Origin of the sequence: Terrimonas alba (assembly GCF_042434975.1) — a bacterium.
In the GTDB taxonomy this organism is placed as follows: Bacteria; Bacteroidota; Bacteroidia; order Chitinophagales; family Chitinophagaceae; genus Terrimonas_B; species Terrimonas_B alba.
Genome location: NZ_JBHMQM010000006.1, coordinates 203,469 through 221,900 on the forward strand (window position 1 = coordinate 203,469; position 18,432 = coordinate 221,900).

Below are 18,432 nucleotides of genomic sequence, written 5' to 3' on the forward strand. Positions count from 1 at the left end.
CCCGTAATGCAAAGTTCTTCAATTTTCACATGCGCAGATTTAACTGATTTAAGTTTAACTTTTTTCTTCCCAAATCTGCACCAGGTGTATTATCGTTTCCACCGCCTTGTTCATATCCTGTACACTAATGAACTCCAACTTTGAATGAATAGCCTGCTCACCTGCGAATAGATTAGGGCAGGGCAATCCCATAAACGACAGGCGGCTTCCATCCGTGCCGCCGCGGATACTTTCCATTTTCACTTTCAGCCCTGCTCTCTCAATTGCTTCCCTGGCGTAGTCAACCACATGGGTGTTTACATCCAGCACTTCTTTCATGTTGCGGTACTGTTCTGTTACGATATATTCAAAACTTGCCTTGTGATGAACTCTTACAGCTTCCTCGACAAGGGTGCGCAGAAAATCTTCCTTCTTTTTTAAGCCACGTGTTTCAAAATCACGGATGATAAATTCGATGGTACATTTTTCCGCAATTCCTTCTACCCGCACGGGATGAATAAATCCCCTTTCCCCTTCTGTGCTCTCGGGTGAAAGCCGGTCCTTGGGTAACGCATCCAAAATTCTACCAGCAATCTTCATAGCATTGACCATTTTATCTTTGGCATAACCGGGATGGGCAATTACTCCATGAATGATCACCTGCACGCCATCTGCACTAAAAGTTTCATCTTCAAGGCTACCGGCTTCACCGCCATCCAGTGTATAACCAAAGTCAGCTCCCAGCTTTTTTAAATCGACATGTTTAACGCCCTTGCCAACTTCCTCATCAGGTGTAAATAAAATTTTTATTTCACCGTGCCTGACATCGTTGTTCTTCATGAGATAATTGGCCATGTCCATGATCTCTGCCACACCAGCCTTATCATCGCTTCCTAATAACGTGGTTCCCGATGCAGTGATGATATCATTGCCGATCTGTGTTTGCAGGTAAGGATACTCGGACAAACGAAGCACTTGTGATTGATCATCGGGTAGTACAATGTCCTCCCCTCTATAATTTTTATGTACAAGGGGCCTGACATTTGTGCCACTGCAATCCGGCGCCGTATCAACATGGGCGCAAAAACAAATAACAGGAACTTTCTTATCCGTATTGGAAGGAATGGTTGCGTAGACATAACCCCACTCGTCCAAATGAGCATCCGCGATGCCCATTTGCTTCAATTCGTCCACTAAGATTTTGCTTAAATTCCTTTGCTTTTCTGTGCTTGGAAAAGAACTGGATTGCGGATCACTTTGTGTATCCACCTGCACATATCTCAAAAATCTTTCTGCAGCGGTAAATTGGTAGCTTTCAAACATACTCTTTCTTTAGGGGCATCGAAATTACATGAAAAAAGGGCAATAGTCAATTGGCAATAGATAACAGGCAAACAAATAGCTTTAAAAACAGAATAGTCCATAGTAAATACTATGAACTATTAAATTGCTTATTGCAAATTGCCAATTAAATTACGGCATAATGATCAGCGGACTGCCACCAACGATCTCTACTAATTCAAGATCGAAGATCAGGTCTTGTCCTGCGAGGGGATGATTTGCATCCAGCATCACCACATCTTCTTTTATCTCTGTCACTATCACCTGATGTTGATTGCCCTGGCCATCGCTCATAGCCAGTGCCATTCCCTCTTCTATCTCCATATCTTTTGGGAAGCGTTCTTTCGGCATTTCTATAATCATACCAGGATCCTTTGGTCCATAGGCTTCCAAAAAAGATATATTGATCGTCTTTTTTTCGCCAACGGCCATACCAGTTACACCATCGTCAAACCCCTTTATCACCATACCACTTCCTACTTCAAACTCCAAAGGCGCACGACCTTCCGATTTATCAAAAGTTTCACCACTTGTCAACCGGCCGTGATAGTGCACTTTTACTTTATCACCACTTTTTACTTTTTGCATTGTTTGCTTTTTGATTAAAAAATTTTATCCCGGTCACTAGCCGGAAAAGGCACAAGATAGCCATTTTGCCAGATGCAACCGTTTAAATATTTCAGGCAGTCTGTATAGGCAATCTTGAGTATATTGACACCTATTTTAACGAATCAAACCTGGTGTATGAAAAACGCTATTCCTGTCCTGTTGTTGGCATTAGTTATCTCATGCTGCTACGCCCAAAAAACTGGACAAGCCGGATCGGATAATAAGCAAACCCGATCAACCGATGCTCAACGTATCATTCCGGGAGCTGAACGTATCAACGTATACCTGCCGCTAATAAAAGGAAGAAAGGTTGGCATCTTCGCCAATCAAACATCTATCGTTGGCAACACACATCTCGTAGATACGTTAAAGAAACTGGGTATTGACATCAAAGTAATTTTTGGCCCGGAACATGGATTTAGGGGCACGGCCGATGCGGGTGAAAAAATTGGTAACAATGTTGACCCAAAAACAGGCATCCCTGTTGTATCCTTATACGGATCAAAAAGAAGGCCCTCTGCTGAAGATGTAAAAGATGTGGATATACTGATCTTTGATATACAGGATGTAGGTGTTCGCTTTTACACTTATATCTCTTCACTCGAAGAGTTCATGGAAGCAGCTTTTGAAATGGGTAAGCCCTTAATGATCCTTGACAGACCCAATCCCAATGGGCATTATGTTGACGGCCCGGTACTGGATAAAAAATATAAATCATTTGTCGGCATGCAGCCCGTGCCCGTGGTATATGGAATGACTATTGCAGAATATGCCATGATGATTGCCGGAGAAAAATGGTTGAGTGAAAAAGCCAATAGCCGCTATGATTATTATAAAAACTATGCCCAAAATTCAGTAGATACGCCGTTTCATTTTCAAATTATAAAAAACGCCAACTATAATCACAAAAGCAAATATGTATTGCCTGTAAAACCATCTCCCAATCTGCCAAATATCCAATCTGTTTATCTCTACCCTTCTACCTGTTTTTTTGAAGGCACGGTGTTGAGTGAAGGCAGGGGAACTAATAAGCAATTCCAGGTTTTTGGTCATCCATCGCTACCGAAAAATTTGTATTCATTTACACCCAATCCTAACGAGGGAGCTAAAAGTTCGAAGCTCTATGGACAGGTTTGTTATGGCTGGGACTTATCTGGTACACCAGAAGAAGTTTTACATAAAGTGGACAACAAAGTGCAACTGAAATGGCTGATGGAAGCTTACAGCCTATTTCCTGAGAAAGATAAATTCTTCATTCTTCCAAAATCCGGCAAGATGGAAGAATCATTTTTCAACAAACTGGCCGGTAACAATGAACTGTGGCAACAGATAAAGAATGGACAAAGCGAGGCAGAGATAAGGAAAAGCTGGGAATCAAAATTGAGTGAGTTTAAAAAAATCAGGAAAAAATATTTGCTATACGAAGATTTTGAATGATCACAAAGAGTTGCAGCTTTTTTATAAGTTGGCAACTCTTCTTATCGGTCAGATCAGTTGCATTTGTGTAGCGATCCTGACCAGGGAAGCGGTATTTTTTGCTTCCAGTTTTGCCAATAGATTCTTCCGGTGTGTATCTACAGTAGTTACGCTGATAAATAATTTTTGGGCGATCTCTATATTCGTCATTCCATCGGCGATCAACTCCAATACTTCTTTTTCACGACGGGTTAAAACAATATTAGCCGATTCATCTTTTCGCAAAGTATGGGAAGCTTCTTCACTTAAATAAGTTTTACCTTTTATAACAGTACCAATGGCCTCTGTTATTTCTTCCTGTGTAGCATTTTTTAGAACATAACCCGAAGCGCCATTGTCCATCATCTTCTGAATAAAACTTTGCTGATTAAAAGTGCTAAGCCCGATGATAAAAACTGAAGGATATTTTTCTTTTACTTCTTTACACAGATCAATACCATTTTTATCCGGCAGGTTGATATCCATGAGTATTACATCCGGTTGTTGCTTCTTTAAAAAAGCCAGGCAGGAAGCGGCATTCATGGCATGACCCACCCATTCAATATTTTTTTCATTCTGTAACAATGAACGTATCCCTTCAATCACCATATAGTGATCATCAACTATAAATACACTGGTAGCCATTATGCTTTTAATTCAATTAATACAGAGGTTCCTTTACCGGGTTCTGATTGCACATCTAATTTCCCTTTCAGGTATTCGATACGGCTTTGAATATTGCTCCATCCAATTCCTCTTACACCTTTTAATATTACCGGATCAAATCCTTTTCCGTCATCTTCAACGGTTATAGAAATGTTTTCATCGGTTTTAGTCACCTGTACGATAGCCATTTTAGCAGATGCATGTTTCATGGTATTATTGATCAGCTCCTGCACTATTCTATAAATGGCAATGGCCGTAGTTTGTTCGATTGCTGTGTTTTCTAGCCCAATTGACTGGTAAGTTACCTGCAATGCGCCGGATTGATTGATATCGTTACAAAAATCTTTTAATGCTGTATCCAATCCAAATTTAACCAGAGCTTCCGGCATCATATTATGTGCCACCCGCCGCATTTCTTTAATGGAACTGTCCAGCATATCCATGCTGCGTTCAAAAGCCTGGTGATTGTCAGGCGTCATGACAAGGTTTCCTTTCATAGTCTGAAATGAGTATTTAATGCCCGACAACATACCCCCCAATCCATCATGAAGGTCTTTTGCCAGGCGGGTTCGTTCCTGTTCTTCTCCCTTGAGTACAGCTTCGGTTGCAGTTAATTGCTTTTCAGTTTCCAGTTCATTGATGCGTTGCTGATGAAGTTTTTGTTTTTGCAGGTAGTTGCGATAGCTTAATAATGAAATCACAAGTAAGGTAACTGCGCTTCCTATCAAAATATAGTTTAGGGTATTCTTACTTTGTAATTCTGCTTTTTGAATTTTTATCTGGTTGTCTTTTTTTTCAGTTTCAAATCTTACTCTTATTCCTGCCTCCCGCTGTTTCACTGATTCATTGAACACAGCGCTTTGAATTTTTGCCTGCTGTGTTTCATAGCCGAAACCCTTGCTGTATTGCCCTGTTGCAAAAGCGGTTTTTGCCAACACACCTAATGCAGCAATCTTACCATCATCAAGACTTTGTTTCTCAGAAAATTCCAATACTTCTTTTGCAAGCTCTTCAGCTTTATTAAAATCTTTTTTATAAAAATGATAGCAGGCCAGTATAACTTTTGCATTCATGGCTGTTCCGCCATCGCCCATTTCAGCTGCGATGGCAAGGCTTCGTTGTGCATAGCCTAAAACAGGTTCATATTGGCCACTACGAATAGCAATATCTGAAAGATTATTCAGTAGCATTGCTTCAACGGCTTTATACCCGATATTTTCGGCAACGCCCAATCCTTCACGATAAACTTTTACTGCATCATCTTCCCTGTTTACTTCTACATAGCTTAAACCGAGATTGTTCAGTGCGTTAACAAGCGGTTGCTTGTTCTCAAGCCTTCGTCCGATAGCCACCGCCTTTTCTCCATACATGATCGCTTTATCATACTGCATCAGGGTCATGTATAGCGCCTGCAACCCGTCATTTAGAGTGCTTTCAATGTTGTAATATCCTTTGCCATCAAGCAATCTTGTGCCTTCGAGTATATATTGCAAGGCACTGTCCAATTCAAAAAGATAGCGATATGATGTACCGATATTAAAATATGCAGCGCCGATATTGAATGAATCTTTTTGCTGCCGGGCAATATTTAAAACTATTTTATTAAAATAGATTGCTGAATCGAATTTTGACTGATAGGAATAGACATATGCGAAATGCCTGTATGCCTTCATTAATCCGGCCGGATAGTTAAGTTGATTGCTCAGGTTAGTTGCACCGGTTATATACATCTTTGCCTTCTCCGGCTCAGTTCCTTCAAATTCGTCTGCTATTGAAAGCAGCAGATAAACCTTATTGGTGTCTTCCTTTGCTGTTTTCAAAATATTAAGCAGGCTGTCTCTTGTTGCAGCGGTTTGTGCGGTGCATATAAATGCTGCAGCTGTAGCAGCAACGAATATTATGAAATGCTTGTTCATCAAGAAATAAAATTCCTTCAATATAGTACAAATAAACACCGATTACCTGTTTATCATCCTCCCCTTTTTCCATGATTTTTCCGTTTTTATAAAATATCCTGTTTTTCAGGGATTGATAGTTTTTGATAGTCGTCGTTTGTTTGTGCAGATTTTAAACCCTTCAAAACCGTTTACATGAAACAGCTAATTTTTGCTTTTCTATTCCTGGCAGGTTACGTTTTACAAGTATCAGCACAGGAAAAAACCGATCTCAACCGGGTAACAAAAGAGCAGCTCAATCAGCTAAACGAAGTAGTAAAACCGGTTAAAGAAACGATTGACAAGCTTTTGGCTGAAGACCAAACAGGCACTTACGAGCAGTACAGGAAAGATGTTGACCTGTTGAGAAAAGTAAAAAATACCGAAGAGAAAGCTGGCCTTACTCAAAAAATACTGACAGGATACCAGTTTTTTTTTGACAAGATATGGGAGAAGGCTAATGTAGATGAAAAAGACTATCAAATCAAGATCAGGTCTATATTTTCACCAGCTACGGCGGAGCTTATACATTTTGATCCTTACCTGGGATTTACTATAATTACCAGTACAAATCCAGGTTCCAATCCGCCGCCTCCTGCACCCGACCCCCGTGCGGATATTTGCATTAATGATGTATGTGCCAAAGCATCCGGCGAAGTAAAAGGCAGCTCTTATTTAATCAGCGGTGGTGGCGGCAGCTATGGAAATTGTTTTGTAAAAGCAACCGCCTGGGGGGCAGTTGCATCCTTTAGCGAAATCAGCAGCGCATTAAAAAACAATATCGCTATTCCCGGTGCAATACCGCTGGATAATCGCCGGCTGGCGGTCACAGTTGATTATGATGTAAAACTGCAAGCCACAGCATTTGCAGTGCTTGGTGCAAGTATGGCGAGTGCATCGGTTAGTGAATATTCTTCCAGGGAATATATGATGGTTTTTTCACCCATCATTTTCGCCAATTCCAAACAACTTCAAAAAACCGTTCACAGTAGTTACACCATAGAAAAAAGCCAGATCAGCTCCGGTAAAATTTCAGCGGGATCAACGGTCTTTAATGCAGTTATCAGCGGAAGTTGGGGCAATGCAGAGGCCAGCAATATCCGGTGGACGGTTTGTGAAACCAAATAATCCTGTTTTTGCAGGATAGACAATCATTGTTTGGATGGTCATCTTTACATTATCAATTATACTCTTTAAACACATCACCATGAAAAAATTATTATTCCTTTCGACATTGATAGTCTTTACAATTATGGCAGTACAAGCGCAAATAAAAACTAAGACTGAGAAGACCAGGCTACAAGCTCCGTCAAAGATTATTGAGCCTGTGCCAACTGAACCCAAGATAGTTCCGCCACCACCACCTCCTCCAGCAACAACTAATAAAACCTCCGGTACCGCCAATACAAGTACGCCGGTATATATCCTATCGTCGGCAAGAGTAAGTATCAGAACAGGAAGTGATAATAAGGAATTTCCATCTGCTGTTTGGGTAGCATTGGCAGCGAAAAGCGCACCAGCAGAATGGAGAACCTACGTTCAGCAAAACCTGGGCAATGAAATGAGAATAAATTCAGAAACAGAGTTTGGCCTGGGGCTGGAGGCACAACCGATCTCACTGGAAACATTCCAGAAATCGGGATTGGTGTTAAGGATACAATATAACCCTAATATAATCTTTGATGCATGGAAAATAGAATCCGTTAGTTTGACCCTGGAATTCAAGGACCAAAATGGAAACCTGCATCCATCACTTGGTAGAAAAACAATCGTATTCAGTAATGCATATGGTTTTCTGAATAATGATTTCCGGTATATGAAATGTTTTACAGATGAATCTTTTTCGCCTCTTACTGCTGTTATCTCAAAAGAATATTAAAATAGTAAAGTGAAAAAGCTTTTTTTAATACCGCTTGCCATGTTTGCGACAATAAATGTTTTTGCACAAACCGATAGTTTCGACGTATTCACCTATCAACCGCCTGAATTTTTTACCAAAAGCGTATTGTCATCAGAAGTGCATTTTACTATGACGAATAAAGACGGTAGCTTTTGCACAATTACCTTATACAAAAGCCTCCCGTCAAAAACTGATGTAATGAAAGATGTCATAAGCCAGTGGAATGAACGGGTAGTAAAACGATTGACTAAAGCAAATAAAAAACCTGCCAGGATAATGACGGAACAACTATGGGATGGATGGGTATCCACCTTAGCTATTGGCAATTTTTACCAGAACAAAAAAAAATGTGTGGTTATGCTTCATTCGTTTAGAAAGAACCAATCGACCACCTGCGCTGTTTTCGCCTTCAGCGATAAAATATTTAAGGGCCCTGTAGAAGACTTCTCTCAAAACCTTCACTTAATAAATCAACAATGAAAAAGTATTTTCTATTCATGTTTTATTTTTTTCTTTCATCAGCCATTGCTTTTGCACAATCAAAACCAAAAGCTCCTGTAAAAAACAATGTGCAGGCCTTGCAAAAATTGCTAACCGGCACAGGATTGCCTTTCAGAATGGTGAATGACAGCCTTGCTGCCATACCTTATGGAGGCCAAAACATTTCATCGTATCAGGTGGTGGTGCAAAAGATTAGCGACCTGTATATCATTTATACGAACCTTACTGAAGCCCTGCCGGAAAAGATTAACGAAACAAAATACAAATACCTGCTGCAGCAGAACGACCATTATGATGTGGTAAAAATAGGAATGAATGCAGATGATAATACAGTGTACTTAAGAGCCGATATATATAAAACGGCAACCACAACAGCCTTACTGAAAAGAATCATTGAACAGGTAGCCAACGTTACCAATATTATCGGCGGCGATTTAAGATAAATGATCTGAATAAAAATTAACTACAATGAAAAAATATCTTCTTGTAATCAGTATGCTGCTTGCTATAGCTGCCACATTTGCGCAAACCGGAAAAAAACCTCCCGCAAAAGAAAAGCCACCCACTCAAAAAGAAATGGCGGATATGATGAAGGAAATGCAGGCGGCAATGAACGAAATGAGTCCGGAAGATAAAAAGATGATGGACAGTATGGGCATTAAAATGCCGGATACTAAAAGCATTCAAAAAAACATGTCCGGCATCAGCGATGCCCAACTAAAAAAAGCTTACGACGACGAAAACCGCATTGTGCCTAAACGAGATGCTGTACGTATTTCCGCCGTTCCCAAAGCAGTTACGGATTCAAAAATGGGAGCCTATATAGCTGCGATACAAAATAAGTTGGCATCAACTTTTAAACCTGCAGTGATATCAATGGGAAATAAAGCGTATGACTATATAAAGTCAAACAGTAAAAACGTGGGTGAAGCAGGCAATATGGCAATGGGTCTTTGGTTGGCGGGAAAGCCGGAGCTTGCCTTATATGTTTTAGGAAAATTATGTGCTACAAATGCCGGCAACACCGATAATCTCAGCAACTATTCGGCTATGCTTTCTATGCAGGGGGCACAGCACCTGGCTATTCCTATTCTCAATAATCTCAATGCCAGGTATCCAAAAAACAGTACGCTGCTCAATAATCTCGGGCAGGCATGGTTTGGCCTTGGAGAAATTGGCAACGCTGAAAAATACATAGATAGCGCCATTCGTATCTACGCATATCATCCACAGGCTAATCTAACTAAATCATTGATCGAAGAAAGCAAGGGCAACAGGAAAGGAGCAATTGATGCCACTAAACGCAGTATTGCAAAAGCCTACAGCATGGACAAAGAAAACCGCTTAAATAAGTTGGGTTATAAACTTGATAAAAAAGACCTTGTCTGGGATAGGCCCATGCCTCAGGATCCGCTGGGATTGGAAAAATTTAAATGGCCTGAATATCCTATGAATGTTGCAGAAAGTGAAGTGTTGGAAGTTGAATGGGATGCATTTAAGAAAAAATGCCAGGAAGAAAAAGATGAATTGGAAATGCAGGAGAAAACACTTGAGAAAGTAGTGAAGCAGGCAAATGATGCCCGAACAAAACAGTTACTGCAGGCGGGACAAAGAGGGATAATGATTGAACCCCTTCCACGCTTTGCACATAAAGCCATGGCAAAACTCGGTTACCTCGTTGTTGACAAAGACGGGCATATTGCATTTTCTTACCAGCAAAAGGGACAGGCAGTAGCCAATGCAAACATTGAGGTAGCGAAGTTTGAAGACATACTTTCCAACCAGATAGAAGCATTGGGCAAACAATATGAAGATGATTTCGGAGAAGGCAAGCCCAACCCTTTCGAAGCGGCTTGTGCCGACTATAACAAGGCAAACAACTCCTTTCTGAGTTCATCTAACACACTCTTGCGGGATGCATTCAATGATTTTCTTGCCTTTATGCGACGCAAGATCAATAACGAAATGTATTACTATCAATATACAATGTGGCCGGAAAATTTTGAACTAGCAAAAGTGCAAGCAAAGATTAGCTGGCTCTCTTTACTACAGAACCAGAACCCGAGATTCAAAGATAAAAATTCATGGTGCCAGGACAAGACAGATGTAGAAGCAAAGCCTTTCAAGCTGTCAAAATTTGATGATATAGCCTGCAAGTACAAAAGCAAACTGGATTTAAAAATTATTACCATTGAGAACAACTGCAGCCGCATGACCAGTGAATTTGATTTTATGTTTCTAAACTATGTTAGAAAGGATGATTTTGAAAGGGCAGAAGGTGACACATATATCAGCAGCACTTTCAAAGTAAGCGTCGAAGCAGGAAAAGACCTGAAGGCAGGCCCTTTGAAAGTAGAAGCAAAAATGGGTGCAGGAGTTGAACTTGAGTTTGGTCGTACAGGGCTGGAAGATGTGACACTCATTGGAGAGGCTAAGGTTGGGGCAGGTACAAGCATATTTGATGAGGACGAAAAGTCGGACTCACCCGGAATTGGTATAGCGGGAAAAGATGCTTTTCCCACTACTGTGGAAGCCGGAGTGGAAGGCCGCGTCAGTCTAATCAGCGGGCATGGAGAGATTGGTGGCTCAGGTATACTGAAAGGAATGAAAATAACCGAATGGTAAATAAATTAACTGCATCATGAAGTACAAAATAATAATTGCTTGTCTCTTGTTTTCAATCTGGTCATCGGCACAGGATTGTTCAAAAGAAATTTTACAGAAAAAACCGGGAACATGGAAAGCAGGTACAAAGGGTTTTATTCAAAACGTAGCTGCTCCGGATTTGGTGAAGGAAAAAGCAGTATTGGCAGGAGTGCACAAAATGATTTCCTCAAATTATCATCCTGCAGGTTGTGAAATTTCATATAGCAATGTGTTTGGGAAGAACCTGGGTGCTGCAAGCAACTGGGTCGCCGATCCTTATCATTATGCCATGTATATTCTGCGTTATCACTGCGATAACAACAGCACCGACAGATCGAAATACTATACGGACATTTCTACACCTACAACAGTAAACATTGCTGCCAACGAAATTTTTTCTTTGAACAATCTTTATGCGGCTAATCTTCCCGCTGATGATTTCAGAGGTTATTTAAAATTGACAAAAAAACCTGAGAAAAAAGACGGGTATTATTTTATGGGAGAAGAAATAATTGGTGACCCGGCAGACAAGATAAAAGAATACCGCTGGCTAATCACTTATAATGACACGCTTCCCTTTTACTACGTCAGTCAGAAAGAATATTTACTGATTCAAAGAAAAAGATTGGAAAAAGACATACAGGACAGTCCCTCCGAAAAAAAATATTTTGACAAGTTCATTAGCACGATTGATGAATATTTAAAAAGACCTGAAGAAGAACTTAAACAACCGGCCATCTGCATGTGGAATGAAGAAGAGAGGTTTGAAGGATTTGTTGAAGAAGGCACCCGGGGCTCCTTTATTGCCGTAAAACCAAACCTTAATTATTATCATAAAAAAACAGCAAGGTCGTCTCCGCAATTTTTTTCCGTCGTTTACAAAATTGCTCATGGCGATACTGTATTCGAAGAAAATATTGCCAACATAAAAAAAGCCGTTGATTTTGCAACACTAAAAAATATGCTGGGAAAATAAATTATAATTATCTAATTGGTATGGTATGAAAAAAATAATTCTCCTTGCACTTGTAATAGCCTCTTTCACTGCGCAGACACAGCCTATATACGTTGACCGCATTGGCTTCAAACTCGAAAGTATTGCTGATATTGATATTGGCTGGATGAAAATTTATAAGCATACTACGCCGCCAAAAGGAAAACAGCTTGGCAACAGAACATACAGTGCCACCCAAATAGGCTACAGTCAGCAGTTTGTAGAATGGATGCAACAATCTTATCTGCCTAAAGGTTGTTTAGGAGATGCGGGCTACTATCAAAATGCCATACCAAAATTCAGCGGCACAAATAGCCGGTTAGGCAATGCAATAAATATGCATGGGAATGCCCTGCCACATTTATATGGCGCTTTTTCAAAAATGTATATGTTTTTAAAAAAAGATGACCAAGGAAAATTTGCACCCCAAAACAATCTTGCAGAATATTGGCGCATTGAGGCCAATCAACTACAATACATCAGCGATCCGGTATCTTTTATTTCAAGTGCCGAAGAATACTATTTTGTACTCCCTGATTTCAATGGCAATATAAAAGGATATGATGCTGATGACAAAGCCGCCAGTAATTTAATGGACTTCAATACCCACAAAAATATCAAAGCCTACAAACATTTTTATGTACCACCAAAAACTATTGACGACTATGCCCACTACGTTGTCATTTTGACCAAAGACAATGAGCTGCCATTTGAGAACGTAACTATTGGTGATTTTTTTACAGAAGCGGAAATGCAATTCCCGGTTTGGCAAAAAATAGATCCTGTACCAGCAGAAAAATTTGCAGTTGCTCAAAAGAACCTTGCCAGGCTGAAAGAAAAATATAAAGCCAAATGGAACGACATTGCCGAATTGCAACTTTCCAAAACTCAAATAAACCTTTATGATTTTGTAAATGCAACAGAAGATCATGATGACATATTTGCCAACAAGAATATATATGGAAAGGAAGGCGTACATACCACTTTCCCTATATTAAAAGTAAAAAAGATCGCACTGGCACTTTGCAAAACAGACCAGCCGCAATGGCTTGTGATCAGGTGGACAATGGGAATGCCGAACGAGTCCTTTAATAACCACTTACACGAATCAATACTGCATAATTTTAATTTTGATTATGTCTATAATTTTTTCTTCAAACCGGAAAAAGTAAAAGGACAACAATACAAACCACTCCGTTCTCCATCTTTCAAAGAAGCAGTGGTAGTTAGGGAAGCATCGAAAACGAGTAAGAAAATTACTGCTGAGAAAAATATTTTTTTCTTTGAAGATTTTTCAACAACAACCCCAGGCAAAAAACCAATTGGCTGGCAGACAAAATTGGCTAATGCAGGAACAACAGCTGTGATTACACAGCCTGATGGATTGGATGGTAACTGGGTTGAGTTAAGAGGTCACTACATCAACGCAACGCTGTTGAAAAAACCGCTACCTCAAAATTTCACCTTTAGTTACGACCTCGTAGCATCACAAAATTTTACATGGGGTGCAAAAGGCTTAACCATGCAATTATCAAAAGAAACATCACCTGGCAATGCAGAATCCTATCTGAAACTTAAGCTACGGCCTGGATTTGATGGCCGTGATGGAGAGGCAGAACTTGAAAGAAAATTCCCTTTTCCTCCGGGCTATTCAAATGGCACTAAATGGTATGTTGCTAATGGTTTTTCCAACAATAAAAAAAATAACCGCATTACGGTTACCATTAAAAAGATGGATGAAATGCTTCAGGTGTTTATTGATAAAAATAAAATAGCAGAATACGAAAAAGCAATACCAGCCGCTCATTTATTTAATGCCCTTTCATTTGATTGTAGTGGCAACTCTGCGGAGAACGATAAATTCTATATCAACAATATTAAAATCACTAAAGAGTAAAATCCCTGTTTTACAGGATAGAATTCAATGACAAGCGGAATACTTTTGGTCAAGAAATAAGTAACATGAAAAAAATAATTTTTCTCTGTGCGATTTGTGTTTGCGCAATAAACACATTTGCACAAACACAAACGTTTGACCTTGCTACCTATACTGCTCCCAAAGGTTGGAAAAAACAACCGGCTGAAAGCGCCGTACAGTTTTCAAAAGAAGATGCAGCAAAAGGAACTTACTGCCTGATAACACTGTATAAAGCAATGCCGGGTACCGCCAGCTCAAAAGAAAATTTTGATCTGGCATGGGCCTCTTTAGTAAAAGAAATGGTAACAGTTTCAACGCCACCGGAAATGCAGCCTTCCGCCACAGAGAACGGATGGGAAACACAAAGTGGCTATGCCCCATTTGAAAGTGATGGCAATAAAGGTGTAGTAGTATTGGTTACCTCCACAGTCTTCGAAAAAATGGTGAACCTTATCATACTTACCAATACCGATGTGTATGAAAAAGAAATGACTGCATTTATTGAATCAATTAACCTAAAAAAACAAACTCAAACAACTACCAAACCATCATCTGCTTCTGAAAAAAATACGCAGCCAATATCAACTGCAAAAAAAGATGGTTTCGCTTTTACTACAACCAATTTTGATGATGGCTGGACAAGTACTGTGCAGGAAGATTGGGTGGAAGTAGTAAAGAATAATAGCAAAGTTCTTATTCATTATCCAAAAGAAGGCACCATATTTCCCGCCGATCCGGAACCCCTTACTAATACAGCATGGAATATTTTAGTAGCTCCACGATACAGCAATCTGAGAAATTATATGACCACTTATATAAGTACGTATAACAGGCCTTATCTGGGTATGGGCACTGCTACTGATAATGCTACTGGCAAAGATGTTTTTATTGTTCTGTACAGGCAGGGAGAAACCGGCTGGCTTGAATTTATTAGTCCTGATAAAAATAGTTTTATACAGCAATACAAATTTGATCCTGAAATCATCCGCTGGGATAGTGAAACTGATCTGCTGAAGCCTATGGAAAAAATGGTCAACTATAACAAATTCGCAATAGCTGCCTCCGATTTTAACGGCACCTGGACAAGTGACTTCACCGGTGTGCAACAACTTTATAATGTTTACACCGGCAACTATGCAGGCATGAATATTCATCAATCAAACCAGGAGTTTTTGTTTGGTGCAGGCAATTCGTATAACTGGAGGTTACTGGTGGTAAGTGGCATGGTAGGCAATACGAAATACACCGAAGTAAAATCTTCCGGCAAATTTTCTGTTCCTAATAACTGGCAGATACATTTTTCAAAAATAGAAAGCGGAGCAAAAACTTATCATGCACATTGGTCATGCATCAAAGGCGCCCGGCTATTGCACCTGCTTGACGCAAAATCTCCCGGTAGTGGTATTTATGATGTGTATGGGAAAAAATAGTGGCCATTTGCAATGATGAAATGACTTACCTAAAACACTTACTAATTATTCAAACTTAAAATCACTTTTCATGCGTACAATCATTTTCATTTTATTGCTATCACCGCTTTTCAGTTTCGCACAAAAAATGGATGTGTTCATTAAATTAACCGATGCAAGAGGTCAGCAAATCAAAGGTGAAGTTGTATTAAAAGGTTTTGAAAGATTGATTGGGGCAACTTCCATTAATTCCGGCGGAAAAAATATTTCACAGCTCGATTTCACCATGAACATCAGCGGAGCTTCTGCTGATTTAAAAAGGGCTCTGACTAATGGCGAACTATTGCTTAACGGGCAAGTAACTGTTACCACTCCAGCTTCGGATGGGTCCTTCCGGCTGGTCACCGCATATACTATCAAAATGGAAAATATCAGTGTATTAGCTTGTTCAGAAACGATGGGATGTAACAGTCAAATGACTACAACTATAACACTAAAAGCCACCCGTATTGGCTGGACTTACTACCAAACCGACAAAACAGGAGCATCAGCCGTTTCACGTAAATACGGATGGGATGAAGATACCAAAGCGGAATGGGCGGCTTTCTGATACCAGAAATAAAAAATGAATATTTTAAAGTATTGTTGTCCGACTAACTTATTTAACTCTTTGCCGATCAAGACCTCACCCCCACCCCCTCTCCAAAGGAGATGGGGCTTAGAGCCCTCAACCATAAAGAGTTTCAAAAGATTCGATAAAATTTACACAGACAATAATGATTTTAAAGCAAACTAATACAGCATGGTTAAAACAAAAACTATGAAATAAAAAGGAAAATGAAATCGTAGCAAACGTTGATGTAGTAATGAAAGAATAGTTATCGCAGTTTATTTACCTTCGCTGGCATGTTAGAATACCAGATGAAGAATAGAGAAACCGGGCCAGCAACTTTTAACCTCGCCCTGCACGCTTTGCGAATTGTATTTATGGGCACTCCTGAGTTTGCCGTTGCATCGTTAGATGCATTGGTAAAAGCAGGCTACAATATTGTTGGCGTTATTACCGCACCTGATAAACCTGCCGGCAGAGGTATGAAAATGACCGAAAGCGCCGTCAAGAAATATGCAATTGAGCATGGCTTGACAGTCTTACAACCGGAGAAATTAAAAAGTCCTGAATTTCTCGCAGCGTTAAAATCATTACAGGCCGACCTGCAAATAGTGGTAGCCTTTCGCATGTTGCCCGAAGTGGTTTGGAATATGCCCCGGTTGGGTTCCGTTAATCTTCATGGATCGCTGTTGCCACAATACCGGGGTGCAGCGCCTATCAACTGGGCAGTGATCAATGGTGAAAAAGAAACCGGGGTCACCACATTTAAACTAAAGCATGAAATTGATACCGGCGACATCTTGTTACAGGAAAGCTTTCCTGTCGGGGAAAATGAAACTGCCGGTGAAGTGCATGATAAAATGAAAGAGATTGGTGCACAGGTGCTGGTAAAAACGGTAAAAGGATTGGCGGAAGGGACACTGAAGGAAATATCACAATCGGCAACCGGCAATAAGCAATTATCAAAAGAAGCCCCGGAAAGTTCGGACTCCTGTTCCCCACTCCCCACTCATGACTCCCCATTAAAGCATGCTCCAAAAATTTTTACCGAAACCTGCAAAATAGATTTTACCAAACCCACTGAGGAAGTTCACAATCTTATCCGTGGCCTCTCTCCTTTTCCGGGTGCATTTACAGAACTAAATGGGAAAACGCTGAAAATATACAGGAGTGAAAAAGAAATTTCACCGATCACCATCACTCCGGGCTTTCATGAAACGGATGGAAAAACCTTTTTAAAATTTGCCTGTGCTGACGGTTATGTTCATGCAAAGGAGTTGCAACTCGAAGGAAAAAAGAAAATGCTCATTGAGGATTTCCTGAGAGGGTATCATTTTCGCTGAATGAAACTACAGGCAGGGTCAACAACACCTCAATAGTTGACTTTCAAAATAAATTTATCTGTTTCAGTTACACCTAAGGTAGCGGCTGCTGCATTACTGATGCGTATATCATAGCCGTCATTCTGGCGAATGCCATTCATTCCACCCAATACTTTGGCAAAAATAACTTTATTGTTGCCGGGGTTTATCACCCTGACAATCGTACCTGTCGCCACTTTATCCATCAGCATATAATATTTCGCATCTTGCCAGCCGCTGGTTGTCTTGAAGATGCCGGAGGTAACTGTTGAATTGATGGCAGCCGGGTATATTTTAACCTGTTGCTCAAATGAAGTTTTAAAATAACCCTGGTCTGTATTAGCAGTTGTTGTTTCAGCCACCGATACAGGTTCGCTTTTTTCAAGCCTTCTTTCCTGTACAGGTGTGTTTTTCACTACCTGCTGTTCTTTTACGGCAACATCTTTTACAGCCTTCTTATCTTCTGGCTCACTCTTAGCAACTGTTTTTTCCGCTGTTATTGCGGGTTTACTTTCGGAAGTCGCTGACTTACCAGCATTTTCTTTCATTGCTTCAGCTTTTACCGTTTCTTTTTCAGCATTCACCGGCGCCGGTTCTTTAACCGGCCCCCTGGCCAGCATCTCCGGGGAAATCAAATAGCCCACGATCAATTTTGAACCGGCAGTGGTATTGTCAGTTTTAAGGCCATTCCACTCACGCAATTTTTGCATTGCCACATTATTATTGCTGTTGCTGACTTTTAACAAGCCCTCACTTTCCCCCACTGTATAATAAACAGGTGTGCCTTTTTTTGTCTTTTGTGTAAAATTGGTATCGGTTAATGGAATGTGTATAATTTGACCAATAGCCAGGCCTGCATTCAAATCAATTTTATTGTAAGCGGCAATATGCCTGGGATGGATATTATATAATCTGCCTATCGCAAATAAACCTTCTTTCGGCGCAACAGTATGATCGAGGTAATGATTTTTATTGCTGCCTTTAATATTCAATTGGCCGGACTGTGCATCTGCGCAAAGAACAACACAAACAAATAAAACAAACAAAAGGAACGGCTTCTTCATATGATCATTTAATTTTCGTTTGACATTGGAGGTATTGTGCAAAGA

The 18,432-nt window shown here is 40.2% G+C and carries 16 protein-coding genes; 11 read left to right on the forward strand and 5 right to left on the reverse strand.

Annotated features, from left to right (window positions below; translation table 11 throughout):
* Positions 1-54 precede the first annotated feature (54 nt).
* Positions 55-1,302 carry a peptidase T gene (gene pepT, locus ACFEL9_RS18125; RefSeq protein ID WP_385893144.1) on the reverse strand — a complete coding sequence of 416 codons (1,248 nt, stop codon included), beginning with the start codon at positions 1,300-1,302 and terminating at the stop codon, positions 55-57.
* A 150-nt stretch (positions 1,303-1,452) separates the two neighbouring features.
* Positions 1,453-1,908 (reverse strand): FKBP-type peptidyl-prolyl cis-trans isomerase, encoded by a 456-nt coding sequence (locus tag ACFEL9_RS18130; RefSeq protein WP_385893147.1) that lies wholly within the window; start codon positions 1,906-1,908, stop codon positions 1,453-1,455.
* A gap of 156 nt (positions 1,909-2,064) precedes the next feature.
* Between ACFEL9_RS18130 and ACFEL9_RS18135 the strand changes: the two genes are divergently transcribed.
* On the forward strand, positions 2,065-3,366 hold the full coding sequence (locus tag ACFEL9_RS18135) for an exo-beta-N-acetylmuramidase NamZ family protein (RefSeq protein WP_385893150.1): 1,302 nt from the start codon (positions 2,065-2,067) through the stop codon (positions 3,364-3,366).
* 48 nt (positions 3,367-3,414) lie between these two features.
* On the opposite strand, the gene ACFEL9_RS18140 is transcribed toward ACFEL9_RS18135, so the two are convergent.
* Both ACFEL9_RS18140 and ACFEL9_RS18145 read right to left on the reverse strand, forming a co-directional pair.
* A complete protein-coding gene (locus ACFEL9_RS18140) occupies positions 3,415-4,029 on the reverse strand; it encodes a response regulator (RefSeq protein WP_385893152.1) in 615 nt (204 codons plus the stop codon).
* On the reverse strand, positions 4,029-5,966 hold the full coding sequence (locus tag ACFEL9_RS18145) for a tetratricopeptide repeat-containing sensor histidine kinase (protein WP_385893154.1): 1,938 nt from the start codon (positions 5,964-5,966) through the stop codon (positions 4,029-4,031). Before ACFEL9_RS18145 ends, ACFEL9_RS18140 begins: the two co-directional genes overlap by 1 nt.
* Positions 5,967-6,140: 174 nt before the next feature.
* Between ACFEL9_RS18145 and ACFEL9_RS18150 the strand changes: the two genes are divergently transcribed.
* The 10 genes from ACFEL9_RS18150 (at position 6,141) to fmt (ending at position 17,305) form a co-directional block, all read left to right on the forward strand.
* On the forward strand, positions 6,141-7,112 hold the full coding sequence (locus ACFEL9_RS18150; protein ID WP_385893157.1) for a hypothetical protein: 972 nt from the start codon (positions 6,141-6,143) through the stop codon (positions 7,110-7,112).
* Between the two features lie 79 nt (positions 7,113-7,191).
* Positions 7,192-7,863: a hypothetical protein gene (locus ACFEL9_RS18155; RefSeq protein ID WP_385893160.1), complete on the forward strand. Its 672-nt coding sequence runs from the start codon at positions 7,192-7,194 to the stop codon at positions 7,861-7,863.
* A 9-nt stretch (positions 7,864-7,872) separates the two neighbouring features.
* Positions 7,873-8,364 (forward strand): hypothetical protein, encoded by a 492-nt coding sequence (locus ACFEL9_RS18160; protein WP_385893163.1) that lies wholly within the window; start codon positions 7,873-7,875, stop codon positions 8,362-8,364.
* Positions 8,361-8,828, forward strand: a complete 468-nt coding sequence (locus tag ACFEL9_RS18165; RefSeq protein ID WP_385893166.1) for a hypothetical protein — start codon at positions 8,361-8,363, stop codon at positions 8,826-8,828. Before ACFEL9_RS18160 ends, ACFEL9_RS18165 begins: the two co-directional genes overlap by 4 nt.
* 25 nt (positions 8,829-8,853) lie before the next feature.
* A complete protein-coding gene (locus ACFEL9_RS18170; RefSeq protein WP_385893169.1) occupies positions 8,854-11,010 on the forward strand; it encodes a tetratricopeptide repeat protein in 2,157 nt (718 codons plus the stop codon).
* Positions 11,011-11,026: 16 nt separating this feature from the next.
* On the forward strand, positions 11,027-12,007 hold the full coding sequence (locus ACFEL9_RS18175) for a hypothetical protein (protein WP_385893172.1): 981 nt from the start codon (positions 11,027-11,029) through the stop codon (positions 12,005-12,007).
* Between the two features lie 25 nt (positions 12,008-12,032).
* A complete protein-coding gene (locus tag ACFEL9_RS18180; protein WP_385893175.1) occupies positions 12,033-13,922 on the forward strand; it encodes a hypothetical protein in 1,890 nt (629 codons plus the stop codon).
* A 65-nt stretch (positions 13,923-13,987) separates the two neighbouring features.
* The gene (locus tag ACFEL9_RS18185; RefSeq protein ID WP_385893178.1) at positions 13,988-15,373 is read left to right on the forward strand and encodes a hypothetical protein; all 1,386 of its coding nucleotides are present in this window, start codon (positions 13,988-13,990) and stop codon (positions 15,371-15,373) included.
* A gap of 70 nt (positions 15,374-15,443) precedes the next feature.
* A complete protein-coding gene (locus ACFEL9_RS18190) occupies positions 15,444-15,962 on the forward strand; it encodes a type VI secretion system tube protein Hcp (RefSeq protein ID WP_385893181.1) in 519 nt (172 codons plus the stop codon).
* A 311-nt stretch (positions 15,963-16,273) separates the two neighbouring features.
* Positions 16,274-17,305 (forward strand): methionyl-tRNA formyltransferase, encoded by a 1,032-nt coding sequence (fmt, locus tag ACFEL9_RS18195; protein WP_385893182.1) that lies wholly within the window; start codon positions 16,274-16,276, stop codon positions 17,303-17,305.
* Between the two features lie 29 nt (positions 17,306-17,334).
* On the opposite strand, the gene ACFEL9_RS18200 is transcribed toward fmt, so the two are convergent.
* Positions 17,335-18,387, reverse strand: a complete 1,053-nt coding sequence (locus tag ACFEL9_RS18200; RefSeq protein WP_385893184.1) for a LysM peptidoglycan-binding domain-containing protein — start codon at positions 18,385-18,387, stop codon at positions 17,335-17,337.
* Positions 18,388-18,432 lie beyond the last annotated feature (45 nt).

Bases quoted from the DNA above. Each gene is read 5' to 3' on its own strand.
- pepT (WP_385893144.1), bottom strand. From the start codon at position 1,302: ATGTTTGAAAGCTACCAATTTACCGCTGCAGAAAGATTTTTGAGATAT.
- ACFEL9_RS18130 (WP_385893147.1), bottom strand. From the start codon at position 1,908: ATGCAAAAAGTAAAAAGTGGTGATAAAGTAAAAGTGCACTATCACGGC.
- ACFEL9_RS18135 (WP_385893150.1), top strand. From the start codon at position 2,065: ATGAAAAACGCTATTCCTGTCCTGTTGTTGGCATTAGTTATCTCATGC.
- ACFEL9_RS18140 (WP_385893152.1), bottom strand. From the start codon at position 4,029: ATGGCTACCAGTGTATTTATAGTTGATGATCACTATATGGTGATTGAA.
- ACFEL9_RS18145 (WP_385893154.1), bottom strand. From the start codon at position 5,966: ATGAACAAGCATTTCATAATATTCGTTGCTGCTACAGCTGCAGCATTT.
- ACFEL9_RS18150 (WP_385893157.1), top strand. From the start codon at position 6,141: ATGAAACAGCTAATTTTTGCTTTTCTATTCCTGGCAGGTTACGTTTTA.
- ACFEL9_RS18155 (WP_385893160.1), top strand. From the start codon at position 7,192: ATGAAAAAATTATTATTCCTTTCGACATTGATAGTCTTTACAATTATG.
- ACFEL9_RS18165 (WP_385893166.1), top strand. From the start codon at position 8,361: ATGAAAAAGTATTTTCTATTCATGTTTTATTTTTTTCTTTCATCAGCC.
- ACFEL9_RS18170 (WP_385893169.1), top strand. From the start codon at position 8,854: ATGAAAAAATATCTTCTTGTAATCAGTATGCTGCTTGCTATAGCTGCC.
- ACFEL9_RS18175 (WP_385893172.1), top strand. From the start codon at position 11,027: ATGAAGTACAAAATAATAATTGCTTGTCTCTTGTTTTCAATCTGGTCA.
- ACFEL9_RS18180 (WP_385893175.1), top strand. From the start codon at position 12,033: ATGAAAAAAATAATTCTCCTTGCACTTGTAATAGCCTCTTTCACTGCG.
- ACFEL9_RS18185 (WP_385893178.1), top strand. From the start codon at position 13,988: ATGAAAAAAATAATTTTTCTCTGTGCGATTTGTGTTTGCGCAATAAAC.
- ACFEL9_RS18190 (WP_385893181.1), top strand. From the start codon at position 15,444: ATGCGTACAATCATTTTCATTTTATTGCTATCACCGCTTTTCAGTTTC.
- fmt (WP_385893182.1), top strand. From the start codon at position 16,274: ATGAAGAATAGAGAAACCGGGCCAGCAACTTTTAACCTCGCCCTGCAC.
- ACFEL9_RS18200 (WP_385893184.1), bottom strand. From the start codon at position 18,387: ATGAAGAAGCCGTTCCTTTTGTTTGTTTTATTTGTTTGTGTTGTTCTT.